This is a genomic window from Paenibacillus sp. S-12, assembly GCF_030363895.1.
Classification (GTDB): domain Bacteria; phylum Bacillota; class Bacilli; order Paenibacillales; family Paenibacillaceae; genus Paenibacillus_B; species Paenibacillus_B alvei.
On sequence record NZ_JASIUF010000017.1, the window covers coordinates 113,840 to 125,980 of the forward strand.

The following is a 12,141-nucleotide window of genomic DNA, read 5'->3' on the forward strand; positions in this document are numbered from 1 at the left end:
AACGATACAGGAGTGATCATTCATGAATCAAATGATATGCCAAAGCTGTGGAATGCCGATGGAGCAGGAGAATCAGTTCGGAACGAATAAGGAAAACAAGCTAGTTCGTGAATATTGTATTCACTGCTACAAGGATGGAGCATTCACAAATCCCGATATTACACTTGAAGAGATGATCGACATCTGTGTGCCATTTATGGTGCTGGATGGAATGGAAGAATCGACTGCCCGTACGATGTTGCAGCAATTCCTGCCGGACTTGAAGCGCTGGAGCGTCGCGAACGGAGATGCAGCCGCTTCACTCCAACCAAACCGAATTGTAGAACTGGGTGCGATGAAACTTGCCGGGATTGCAACGCGTACAACGAATGCCAATGAAATGAGCGGCAATGGCAAGCTGGGACCGTTGTGGGGCCAGTTCTGGTCAGAGCAGATTGCCGTACGTATTCCCAATGTCAAAGAGCCTGGAACCATTTACGGCTGCTACAGCGACTATGAGAATGGGGCTATGGGCGAATATACGATGCTCATAGGTGCTTCCATTGATTTGAGCGCAGATGCCCCAGCAGGATTGGAAGTCGCGGAGGTGCCGGCTGCCAAGTATGCCGTTTTCACGACAGAACGCGGCCCTGTTACCGAGGTTGTTGCCCGCGCTTGGCAGTCCATCTGGAAATGGTCGCTATCTTCAGGCGAAGAGCGAACCTTTACCGGAGATTTCGAGCGTTATGACGAGCGCAGCGCCAATCCGCAGGATGCACAGGTTGATATTTATATTGCAATTAAATAGAGAATGGAGGCTTCGAATATGATTGCGTTAGACGAACAAACCATTCTACGGTATAAACAATTTACAAAGTGGACCGACACCTTGCGTCAAATTAATGAGAGTGTCTGGTCACAACCGATTGCGGAAGGTAAAGCAACTGTTGCTGAAGTTATTTCGCATCTTACGAACTGGGATAAGCACTTGCTCTTCACCGTCATCCCTGCGATTCAGAACGGGGAAGGAATGCTCTTTCCTGATTTTGACCCGTTTAATAAGCTTGCTTATGATTATGCCAATTCTGGGGTATCTCAAATTCATCTGCTCGAAGAGTTCAAGCAAACGCGCCATCAGCTCGTTGAAGCACTGTTAGCTGATCCTGACATGGCTGCAAAGCAGGTTCCCGCAAATGGAGAAGCAACATGTCCATACACGGGCATCCCTTATTCTTTGCTGTACGTCATTCATGAATTTAACGCTCACGACAGCCATCATAAGAAACAAATTGAATCGGTATTGCAACACATGGAGCACTCCGACAAATTCATGCCGCGACAAACTCAATACCATAACAAAAACGCCCATAGATAGGGCGTTTTTCGTTTGACTTAATAGCTGCTCTAGGATTGATTTGTGCTCGGCAAATAGGTTGGCATCTTCACTTGCTTGATTAGCAGCACGCCATCAAAGTGTCGTCTCAGCTCCAGCGGGAACGGCATCATCACCTGGTAAGAAGCAATCATCCGTTCGAACATCCACGAATTTCCCCGCTCATTTTCCCGATAGCGCAAATCCATAAATGTATATGGCTGTCCTGCAGCGGCCAAAATATCCTCCATTGATCCGGGAAGAATGGGGCTCAACTGAATAGGTTCCCTCGTGTTCTCGGCTGCTTGCCCTTCGCCCATAAACAAACCAATAACATAGCTCTCCTGCTGCAGCGCTTCAGGCATAAGCTCTCCCATACTCTTCGGCATGGAAGAGATAAGAGACTGGGCTTTGCTTATATGACCGTTATGTCCCCATACAATAATCTTTTCTTCCAGATATATGTCTGTAGCCAGCCATGCCAAATTGCTAGCCATTGCCCGATCCCGCCATTCCATCATGGCCTGCGCTCCGCTGTAATCTCCTTGTTCCGTCAATTGATTGGACAGAATGCACAGCTCATTGAATTCCTGAATAACCCGGATGCGATCCTGCAGTGCGCGTTTCATCAGCTTGACGATATGCGGCTCATCTGGAAATTCACGCTTTATTGCGTCTGCATTGTTCGCCACGGCTTGCAGCAGTTCTTCGTATACCTTAACTAACTCAGGCTTCGCCTTGCGGAACCCGTCCAGATCCTTACTCAGTCTCCACTTATGAACCTCCCGTTCCGCTTGCAGCGCTTTGTTCTTCAGCGACTTGCTTGGTATCCAATCCGCATGATTGAAGAGCGAGGACTGCATCTGGATATCGAAGCCCGCAAGCCGCAACGGAGATTCGCTTGCATGCGTTGCCTTCATATATTCGAACAGCGGCTTCGTCTCTTCTGTCCACCAGACGCCGAATATGGAACGCTTCATCGTCTGCTGAGCCGCACTCTTTTTCATTTCTCCTTGAGCTAGCGCAGCATCGCCCAATCCGCTCTCAAAGGCAACGATGTTGTATCCAAGCGTCTGATGCAAATATTGAATCATGCGCGTCTTGACCAAACTGAATTCAGCAACTCCATGCGAATTTTCGCCCAAATAGACAATTCGCTTGTCAGCCAGCAGCGGAATTAGCATATCCAGATCACTAAATTTACCTTGTTCGATCCATCCACCGCTCGAAGACCATTGTTCCGGTTGTATTTTGCTCATTGCATAAGCATGGTCCACCGCCCAATGTTTCCACTCGGACAGTGCGACTTGATATGATCTTGCTATCCCCCCGGCTCCAACAACCGGCGTAAAAGCAGACGCAAGCATGATCAAGGAGAGCAGTGAGCAAAAAAAGCGATGTCTACCCCATTTGCTTTCTTTTCTATTCATCTAACTACAGCCCCTTCTTAGCGCATCGTTTCTTTATTATCTTCATCATACGGATTCCGTTGCTAGCCTTTTTGACAATTTGTGCTCTCTTTCAATTTTTTCGATACGATAACAGGTGAGTCCCTATCAGTTCCATAAAAAAGACGACCCTCTAAGCAGCTAAGCTGCCTAAGGATCGCCTCAGAGACACAATCGTTACTGTCTATTTCACTTGCAAAAAGAGATAGTCATTGCTGCCGCTTAAGATGGCTGCACATATTGTGCAAACTTCTGATAATCGCTCTGCTTGCATTCTAGAACCAGCTTCGTGCCCTGTTCTTCATATTCGGTCGCAAGCACATGCGCATGCTCGTTCAGGTAAGAAACATGCTGCCCTTCATGATACGGAATGAGCATTTCGCACTTTACGTAATTGCGGAATACCTGTCCTCGAATCGCTGCGATTAGCTCATCCAGCCCCTGCTTGCCCTTGGCTGAAATATATAAGGAATTGTCCTGTGATTCCGGGATTTCGCCCTCTTTCAAATCGATCTTGTTATAAGCATAAATCATCGGAATATCTTCTACACCGATTGCCTTCAGCGTCTCATTCGTAATGTGAATGTGCTGCTCATACTCCGAATTGGAAAAGTCAACGACATGCACGAGCAGATCAGCTTCTCGCACTTCCTCCAGCGTAGAGCGGAATGCCTTCACGAGATGATGCGGCAGCTTGCTGACAAAGCCAACGGTATCTGTAAGCAGAAACTCTTTGTTATCCTCCAGCTCAATGTTGCGGACGGACGTTTCCAGCGTTGCGAACAGCATATCCTTTTCGAACACGAATTTCTCCTGCGAACCTGTAAACTTCTCTACGAGCGCATTCATAACCGTCGATTTGCCCGCATTCGTATAACCGACAAGCGAAACGACTGGAATTTCCGTCTTCTTCCGTTTCTTGCGCTGAATTTGGCGATGCGCTACGAGCGCTTCCAGCTCTCTGCTCATAGTCGTAATTCTTTCTTCGATCCGGCGGCGATCCAACTCAAGCTTTGTCTCCCCCGTCCCGCGGTTCTTCGTGCCGACACCGCCGCTTTGGCGGCCAAGCGATTCACGCAGGCCAACAAGGCGCGGCAGCATATATTGCAGCTCTGCCACCTCAACCTGAAGCTGTGCCTCGCGTGTCTTCGCACGCTGTCCGAAGATATCCAGAATAAGCAGCGTGCGATCTACGACTTTGCAGTCCAAATCGGCTTCAAGATTGCGAAGCTGCGACGGTGACAGCTCATCATTAAAAATAACAAGATTGGCTGCATGCTGATTGAGCATCATCGTAATTTCCTGCAGCTTGCCTGTGCCAATATAATGCGATGTATGAAGGCGGCTCAAATTCTGCGTTACCCTGCCAACGATTTGAATATCGCAGGCGCCAGCCAAGTTCGCCAATTCCTCCATCGAATAATCAAAGTCAGGCTGATGATTCATATTTACACCGACAAGCACGGCTTTTTGTAATTCAATGGTTAGTTGTTCCATATATTCATTCCTCCAAATGTTCTGTTCAGTTCAATTCGTTATCTCTTCCATACAGCTTGGTGCATCAAAAAAACACAGGCCTCCCGCCTGTGCTCCGAGTAATCGTTCAATTGTTGGATCGCATCCTTGGTTGTCGGACAACATCCAGCCAGCCTGATTGAGTGTCCCTATAACAGAATGTTGGTATTCTGTCTTACAGGAACCGCGTTCCCATTCGAATCGCTGGATACGGCACTTCCCTAACCTGCTGCCATGCAGGTGCGACTGCGCATCGACTGCGCATTTCTACACCTCCACACCTTTACACTTCATAAGATACGCTTCCACTAGATCCCGAAATCCAAAAACGGATCGACAAACAAGCGAAGACGCACCATTACTCAAGCTGAAAGAGAAGCAGTTCTCCCCTTCATCAGCAGCAGACGGGCATTATGGGCACAACAAAAGAGGGCAGGCACGATCTCCTCCCTCTTCTGTCGCAAACCAATCCTATACGGTTCCGTAGCAACAAGGCAGACCAATCCCGATTACTCTGCACACAGGCAGAGCTTATGAGCACTATTCAGTTAGTGACACATGCATTCAATCGGATTCTTCCGAAGCGGAAGTTGGTTGCCTTATTTACCACTGTGAACCCTCCGTTCTGTCAAAGTTATCCTCATCCTAACACAGCCAAAGTATTGAAGCAAGTAGTTATCTGCACAAATCTTATTCTCCTAGATGCATACAACTAACTAGAGCTAAGGACAAAGGCGTCAAAATCGATAAGAAAATCGGATTTATTCTCGTAATACATGCTGTATGTACCAGGCGATAGCGTAATGGACGGAGTGCTAAATGTTCCGTTGACATTAATCGGGACAAAGCTGCCGTTATTATTATTGTGCAGGATGAAGTGTGAGTAGATCGGTTTTCCATTGTTCGAGCTATCGGATGGGCTTTGGAACACGCGGAACGTAATCGTATATGTCGTATTAAGCGTGAAGGTTCCCTCTACCTTTCTCATCGTGCCTTCTTTATTAAGGTAACGATGCCAAAAACGATAAATTACATTGTCTGAAGCAGTCTGTTCCTGAGAAACCGATGGGGTCGATCCGTGAATTGCATCAGAACTCGTCTGCGCAAAAGCAGTCTGAGAAAGCATGGCAACGCACGAGATCGCAAGCAATAAAGCAAATGCTCTTTTCAAATGTATCCACTCCACTTCAATTAATTTTGTAACAATATAACAATATCGTTCTGTAATGGGAAATATTCCTGTAATACAATGATTTACATTTCAGAAACGAATGTAAAAGTTTCTCAACTGGCTAAAAACAAAAAACACAGGCCTCCTGCCTGTGCTACGAGTAATCGCTCAATGGTAAAGTAAGTAGTTATATATACAAAATAATCGTCAGCGCTCCGACGTGCCTACAACATTTCCATACATGACAATCGTTAGCACCATGTCGAAAATTTCGGAAAAACGGTAGCGGCTCTCAGCCAGATAATCGGTATCGGTCAACGATTCGATCGCTGCAAAGATAATATGTGCTACAACGCCTTGATCGATATTCTTCCGAAAATAGCCTTGCTCGGCACCATCCTCTAATACCTTCACCAAATGATTAATGATGACGTGCTTGCGCAAATTTTGAAATTTCTCATATAAAACAGGCACACTGTGCTGTATATCCTCGATCGCGGATCGCTCAATACCGTTTAGACGTTCTACCATCAAGGCCATAAAGGTGCGCAGTTTCACTTCAGGCTCTTGCTTGCTTGCAAGCAGCTCATGAATGTCAGCCTCAATTTCTTGAAATAGCTTCTCGATCACAATTTCCAGCAAGTCGTATTTTGAATCGAAATAGCGGTAAAGCGTAGCCTTGCTCATGCCAATCCCCTGCACGAGATCGTCCACGGATAGATTGGAGTAACCGTGCCGAAAGAACTGGGATGAAGCATGCTGTAACAGTCTCGCTTCCGTCTTTTTACTCATATCAGGTATCCTCTTCCGGAAAGATAATATCTACTGCAATGAATTATGTTCATTCTAAACAAGAGCGGCGATTAAAGCAATCGGTAGGAGAACGGCATAAGGAATGATCAGGAGCAGGGTCACCTTCCCGTTCCCTATCAATTTTCGAAGCAGCAGCGGTGCAAGAACCCAATACATTTGAGCCGTATACAAGCCGGGGAAATATTCGCCGAAATAAAGACTCCACGTCGTATGAGCAATCGCATTGCCGAGCGCACCATAGGCGGTAAAAAACAAAACGGGAATAAGAAGAACAGGCTTGCGCCGGATGAAAGCAAAGATAGCAGCAAGAGCGAAGCAGGAATAGGAGACCATGTTCAGCACAACAAAAAATTGCGCAGTATAAGGTTCGCCGCCATAGATGAGAGGAAAGCGAGTCGCAAATCCAGTAGAGAATTCTTCGGAAAAATGAATGAACTGCCAAGCTAAAACACCGAAGAAAAACGGCAGTATTTGCAATGGTTCACTCGGTTCAATTTTCCTCCTATACAATGTAATAAAAATCGAGTACGCAAACACGATACCAAGGGCAAAGGTGACGATCAGCTCATACCCCGAGCTAAGATAACAAAAGAGCAAAAAGAGAAAAGCAGAAAGGAATGTAGCGGTTAAGACATCTTTTTTCTTAATCCATACCATGCAAAGCCCTCCCTTTTTTGAAACTTTTAATACTAATATAGTTTCATATTATCATTTTAGAACGCAAAAAATGAGCTGTCAATGCAGGGTGACAGTGTATTGAAGCAGGACTCTTTGTCCTAACCATAACGCTTAATAATGAGATTTCGGGTAGGTTGATGGATTCGAAGAACTAACAATTCGCTTCGAGACACGATACAAAGAAGGAGAATCCTCTTTCTAATGATCAGCCTTCTCTGTATTCCAACATTACCTATACTCACTAGGATGATGACTACTGCTCCTTATGAAAATACATAGACATCGGATGTTAAATCAATTTATGGGAATAAGGACAACGTAATATTCCATGAAGTCCCATCATAGTTCATTGTCTGATTTTGATTAACAATAAAATATATAGAATCCCCTTTTTCCACTTCTACTGAGATTTTTATATCGCTCCCTTTGATATCATCATTTGAAATTGTATGCCATCCGGTTACAGGCCAAATTTGGCTTTTATTTTTCATAATTTTTACGCGAACCCCATCACCAAGAACTTGCCCTTTTAGTTTTGCTACGTTCCCCGTAATTTGAAGACTCCCATTTCTCGGAGAAACCCAGGTTCGTACAACATCGTTTCCATCTGGATGCATGAAATCTTGAGCAATTCTCAACCAATAAGAACTCCCCTGCCACTGTTTACGCTCATCATTCTACGTTAAGTTCTTATACTCTTTCCCATCCCACTCTTGATAGTACCAATTATCTTTGCCTTGGATCGTCGAGAATTCCTTTGAACCATTATAAACAGAAGGGATATACATGATCGTTGGATTCCAATAGGTGGTATCATAATCGATCGTTTGATTCTGATTTACTATAAAATAAATGGAATCCCCTTTCTCTACCTCCGTCACTAAAGAAATATTCACGCCTTTCGTATCATCACATGCTATATCCTTCCATTCTGATGTTGGCCATATCTGAGTACGATTTTTCTTTATTTTTACACGTACCCCATCCCCATATATTTGCCTTTCTAATTTTGCGACTTTTCCGGTAATATTTATTTTACCATCCTTTGGGGCTACCCATTTTCGTACCGAATCATTACCATCAGGATGCTGAAACTCTCTAGCTATTCTGAGCCAGAAAGTACTACCTTGCCATTGCTTTAGGTCAGCATTCCAAGTCAGGTCTTTGTACTCTTTCCCATTCCATTCTTGATAATACCAGTTACCGTCCCCTTGTATTGAAGAAAACTCTTTAATTGCAGAAGACGTAATATATGTGATTTTAGGATCCCAATATGTTCCATCATAATCAATTGTTTGCTTTTGATTGACTATGAAAAAGATAGAATCCCCTTTTTCTACCTCTGTCGTTATATTAACATCTATGCCCTGAGTATCATTGAATGCTATCTCGTGCCAACCGGAAGAGGGCCACATTTGGACTTCATTTTTCATTACTTTCACTTGAACGCCATCCCCGAGTACTTGGCCCTCCATTTTTGCTACCTTCCCCGTTATTTTGATTTCTCCACGTTTCGGGGCTACCCATTTTCGAACCGAATCATTACCATCCGGATGTTGAAACTCACGAGCCACCCTTAGCCAATACTGACTTCCTTTCCACTGTTTTAATGCATCATCCCATTCTAAATTTTTATATTCTTTTCCATCCCATTCTTGATAGTACCAATGATTTCTTCCTTGATTCGATGAGAAATCACTAGATGCAACATAGGGGATCTCATTATCACGATATATTTTCATCTTTTCTACTAAATTACCGTTGTTATCATATATAAATTGAATTTTATCGATGTGCGTCAATCGGTTTGATTCATCATATGTAAAATCTATATTTTCTGCATATACGAGTCCTGACTGTACCATGGTTAATATGATTACAATCAAAAAGGGGACTATTACCTTTTTTGTCTTTTTCATAATTACGTATCCTTTCTAAAATCACTCTCACGCCGCACCAAATTTCCATTGGCATCATAAAAATATTTAAAGTCAACATTACCCGGTAAATAAACTCGGCTTAATCGTCCATTTGCATCATACTTGATACTCATCTTTTTTTATTATAATATCATCTAGGGATAACGCCCCTCCGTTATGGATTCCTCATACGACGAGAAAATAGTTTTCTTCCTCTCCTGTTTTAAAGGTGATCGTCTTCGTTCCCGTCTTACTCGCTTATCCTGTCCATTCCGTCCACCCTTTATCGCTTTTAAAATCCGATCCTACTCCCGGTGGCCGTAAAATAAAAATAACCATTATTCCCTTGTACTGGCTCTACTATGCTCTTATAAGAAAACGTCACCGCATAGGTTGTATTTTTTTCTCAAACTGTACTTTATTCGGATTGGTATAAATCGCATCTTTCCACTCTTCTTTTGGAGAGGATTCCACATACACAGAATGCTTTCCCGTGATGATTTGCTGCGGGTCGCTTGTTATCCTGCCGACTCCGCTACGTAATTCGTTTGGTTCAGGTCTCCTCTTTCGAACGACTCTATGACGTAGCTCAAATCGTTTAAACCACGAGATATGCCAGCCATCACATAACTATCCGATGAAATTGTAAAGTAGAACAAGCTTATAAGAACAAGATAAGCCACTCTTTTTATCAATCCGTTTATCCCCATATTATGATTACCCTTCTTTTCTTCATTGTGTAGTCTTGCAACCAATATTTTTAATTATTTTTACTTTGATACGGCACAGAAATCCGTAACTATCCCCGACGCATTATCTTCTACGCCAAGATAAGTCCTTGATGGCCGAAAGGTACGCTACACGATACTGAGTGACATCGGTCATCCACTTTTGATTGGGAACCTCCACTTGAAACTGCCGTTGTAGCAAGTTATCAGCAACTCGTCCACCTGTGGATGGGGAATAGTTACAACGACGCTTTCGGCAGATATTATTGGTTCGTAAATTCATAGCCTGCATCAAACGTAGAACTTTCTTGTGGTTTCTGTCCTTTGGGAGCCATAAAAAATGCACCCCCTATAGTTATTCATCGGAGTAACACTAGGGGTGTTTATCCAAGGTCTATTATTAAGGGATGCACTTCAAAATCTCTATATTAGAATCCGTATGCTTTTTCTACCGTCTCACAAATTATTCTAGTTGACTCCCCCATGTTAGACTTGGCTGTTTCGATAATCTCTCTCTCCGTTATTAAAGATTCTATCACAGAGACAACCAATACTTCTTGAACCTTTTCTTCTGATAATGCCATTTCTTCAAAGAAGTCATAGAGATTAGTAATTTCTTTCTCCTCTTTTATAGACTTAATTAGAAATGGAGTTACCACCATACCAAAAATGACATGAGGTAAATCTTCTTCAAGCCATTCAATTTCTTCTTCATAATACGGTCTAATTTGTGGCACAGCTTTTAATAATCGTTCGATTAAGTTCTCGTATTCCAAATATCTTTCACCTCTTACTATTTTCCTGCCAATGCTTTTTGTAAATCATTAAATATCGCTTGTGCCGCAGTCCTGTCTTTGGAATTTAGATTTCCACTGTTAATCAATTTTTCAAGTGCTCTGCTGTAATCTTTCCCCTTTTGACTATGGAATTTACCACCAACAGCTTGGCCGGTTATTAATTCATAGCGAATAGCATCCATTGTTGTACCATTACCTATAAGATTAGGCATATTTTGACCTTTATACAGATCTTTCACAATATTCTGCAACTTAGAATTGGACACACTCGGTTTTACATTTAAGTTAAAGCAATTCGTATTATGAACCCAAACTCCCAAATTCGTTACATAATACGTATGGAAATCCGCAACCGTAAAGTTATAAACTGTAACAGACTCATCCAGTTTAACGGACTCAACATTATCAATCGTTAGGTTACTTCCGTCTGCCTTTTGGAGTTTATCGCCCACTTGAAGTTCATCAGCGAAGACCCAACCTTTTCCTTCCACCCAGAATGGATGGTTGTCGGTCGTCTCGATGAGCTGCTCCCCAACATGTAACTTAATAATATCATCACGTTGGTTACGGTATAACCCCGTTACTTCTTTGTAAGCCAATTCTCCATCAGGGTTATTCTCATCCTTGGCGAGAACCCTATCTCCGACTTCAATGTCTTCGATATTTTTCTCCCCTTCATCTGTTTGAACCTTTGTTCCGGCAGTAAAACAATTACAGCCCTTAACTGCTTTTTTTACTACCGTATTCACTTTCTTACTTAATTTAACACCTTGGTTTGCTGCCTTCATCGGTGTAATTTCCATAAACAATTCTGCAGCTTTGAGCCATTGCTCCAGAGACATAGGTTTTTCTTTGCTGACTTTAATGTAGTCGTTAATTTGAGAGACTGATCCCATAGTCCAATAATCTGCTGCAGAGTACCAAGAGGAGTGAATCTTTTTCATATCACTTACGAATGTGTTCCATTCGTTTGTAACCCAATTATGGCCGCTCGGATCCCAACGGATCAATGGATTATTCCCGACATACGTATACAAATTCAAACTCAGCGGATTCTTGATGTCCCCTTCATACGTATCCTCATTAAACTGCTGCCTGTACTTCTTCTGCTATTCATTTCGTCCTCCTTTGATTGTGAGCACGTAAAAAAGCCCTTTCCTACTCATGGTTCAAGTGGGAAAGGGCTTTTGAAAGTTGATCAAGTGTTTGGTTTGTTGGTTCTATTGAACGATCCTGTCGTTATGTTGTAAAACCCGGTTTATATTTTGTTTAAGTTATATGTGTTGTTGGTTAAATGATGAGTTATTCGTCCCCCCTCCCAAAAGAGAAACTCTGAATGGCATATAGCCAATTAGGACAAAAAAGTTGAAAGGATCACTCGAAATCCTCAAACCAACAAGTTGAAAATTGTATCATAGGATCACAAAAAACAGCTAGCATTTCTTTAGCGCTAGAATGGGCGGATGTTTTCCCCTTATCCCACAACCACTTATCCGAAATCACTCTCAATATTTTGTCTGCTCTTTGATAATCGAGCGGGCCTACCGTTTCAAAATTACACGTAGTTTTGAACCAACCATCCACCTTCCAATAAGGTTCATTTTCAATTAGATCAATTGATGTTACTTCATCACTCAATCTACGTATTACTCCATTTAGAACGTTTAATGCCTCAGTATTAGATTTGCATTCTATAAACAAGCTAAGTTGAAACATGTGAA

The 12,141-nt window shown here is 42.9% G+C and carries 12 protein-coding genes; 2 read left to right on the forward strand and 10 right to left on the reverse strand.

All coding sequences use genetic code 11. From position 1 onward, the window contains the following. Positions 1–22 precede the first annotated feature (22 nt). Together NO352_RS17225 and NO352_RS17230 are read left to right on the forward strand one after the other, a co-directional pair. On the forward strand, positions 23–787 hold the full coding sequence (locus NO352_RS17225) for an effector binding domain-containing protein (RefSeq protein WP_268620811.1): 765 nt from the start codon (positions 23–25) through the stop codon (positions 785–787). A gap of 18 nt (positions 788–805) precedes the next feature. Further along, positions 806–1,354, forward strand: coding sequence for a DinB family protein (locus NO352_RS17230; protein ID WP_268620813.1), 549 nt, complete (start codon positions 806–808; stop codon positions 1,352–1,354). 29 nt (positions 1,355–1,383) lie between these two features. Here NO352_RS17230 and NO352_RS17235 read toward each other — a convergent pair whose 3' ends face one another. From NO352_RS17235 to NO352_RS17280, 10 genes are all read right to left on the reverse strand, one after another. After that, positions 1,384–2,781 carry an erythromycin esterase family protein gene (locus tag NO352_RS17235; RefSeq protein ID WP_289356236.1) on the reverse strand — a complete coding sequence of 466 codons (1,398 nt, stop codon included), beginning with the start codon at positions 2,779–2,781 and terminating at the stop codon, positions 1,384–1,386. Between the two features lie 240 nt (positions 2,782–3,021). Next, entirely contained in the window at positions 3,022–4,296 is a 1,275-nt protein-coding gene (hflX, locus tag NO352_RS17240; RefSeq protein ID WP_268598798.1) for a GTPase HflX, read from the reverse strand. Positions 4,297–5,026: 730 nt separating this feature from the next. Continuing rightward, positions 5,027–5,485 (reverse strand): hypothetical protein, encoded by a 459-nt coding sequence (locus NO352_RS17245; RefSeq protein WP_005548770.1) that lies wholly within the window; start codon positions 5,483–5,485, stop codon positions 5,027–5,029. A gap of 207 nt (positions 5,486–5,692) precedes the next feature. Then, the gene (locus NO352_RS17250; protein WP_289356237.1) at positions 5,693–6,277 is read right to left on the reverse strand and encodes a TetR/AcrR family transcriptional regulator; all 585 of its coding nucleotides are present in this window, start codon (positions 6,275–6,277) and stop codon (positions 5,693–5,695) included. Positions 6,278–6,331: 54 nt separating this feature from the next. Beyond that, the gene (locus NO352_RS17255) at positions 6,332–6,955 is read right to left on the reverse strand and encodes a hypothetical protein (RefSeq protein ID WP_289356238.1); all 624 of its coding nucleotides are present in this window, start codon (positions 6,953–6,955) and stop codon (positions 6,332–6,334) included. A 320-nt stretch (positions 6,956–7,275) separates the two neighbouring features. Next, positions 7,276–7,614, reverse strand: a complete 339-nt coding sequence (locus tag NO352_RS17260; protein WP_005548781.1) for a hypothetical protein — start codon at positions 7,612–7,614, stop codon at positions 7,276–7,278. Between the two features lie 39 nt (positions 7,615–7,653). Next, positions 7,654–8,895 carry a hypothetical protein gene (locus tag NO352_RS17265; RefSeq protein WP_289356239.1) on the reverse strand — a complete coding sequence of 414 codons (1,242 nt, stop codon included), beginning with the start codon at positions 8,893–8,895 and terminating at the stop codon, positions 7,654–7,656. Positions 8,896–10,051: 1,156 nt separating this feature from the next. Further along, positions 10,052–10,399 (reverse strand): DUF7674 family protein, encoded by a 348-nt coding sequence (locus NO352_RS17270; RefSeq protein WP_289356240.1) that lies wholly within the window; start codon positions 10,397–10,399, stop codon positions 10,052–10,054. 17 nt (positions 10,400–10,416) lie between these two features. Next, positions 10,417–11,430 (reverse strand): polymorphic toxin-type HINT domain-containing protein, encoded by a 1,014-nt coding sequence (locus NO352_RS17275; RefSeq protein ID WP_289356241.1) that lies wholly within the window; start codon positions 11,428–11,430, stop codon positions 10,417–10,419. Positions 11,431–11,794: 364 nt separating this feature from the next. Beyond that, positions 11,795–12,136, reverse strand: a complete 342-nt coding sequence (locus NO352_RS17280; RefSeq protein WP_289356242.1) for a hypothetical protein — start codon at positions 12,134–12,136, stop codon at positions 11,795–11,797. Between the last annotated feature and the right edge of the window lie 5 nt (positions 12,137–12,141).

What these genes read in the sequence shown, in the direction of transcription:
- NO352_RS17235 (WP_289356236.1), bottom strand. Translation starts at nt 2,781, where the DNA reads ATGAATAGAAAAGAAAGCAAATGGGGTAGACATCGCTTTTTTTGCTCA.
- NO352_RS17280 (WP_289356242.1), bottom strand. Translation starts at nt 12,136, where the DNA reads ATGTTTCAACTTAGCTTGTTTATAGAATGCAAATCTAATACTGAGGCA.
- NO352_RS17255 (WP_289356238.1), bottom strand. Translation starts at nt 6,955, where the DNA reads ATGGTATGGATTAAGAAAAAAGATGTCTTAACCGCTACATTCCTTTCT.
- NO352_RS17265 (WP_289356239.1), bottom strand. Translation starts at nt 8,895, where the DNA reads ATGAAAAAGACAAAAAAGGTAATAGTCCCCTTTTTGATTGTAATCATA.
- NO352_RS17230 (WP_268620813.1), top strand. Translation starts at nt 806, where the DNA reads ATGATTGCGTTAGACGAACAAACCATTCTACGGTATAAACAATTTACA.
- NO352_RS17225 (WP_268620811.1), top strand. Translation starts at nt 23, where the DNA reads ATGAATCAAATGATATGCCAAAGCTGTGGAATGCCGATGGAGCAGGAG.
- hflX (WP_268598798.1), bottom strand. Translation starts at nt 4,296, where the DNA reads ATGGAACAACTAACCATTGAATTACAAAAAGCCGTGCTTGTCGGTGTA.
- NO352_RS17250 (WP_289356237.1), bottom strand. Translation starts at nt 6,277, where the DNA reads ATGAGTAAAAAGACGGAAGCGAGACTGTTACAGCATGCTTCATCCCAG.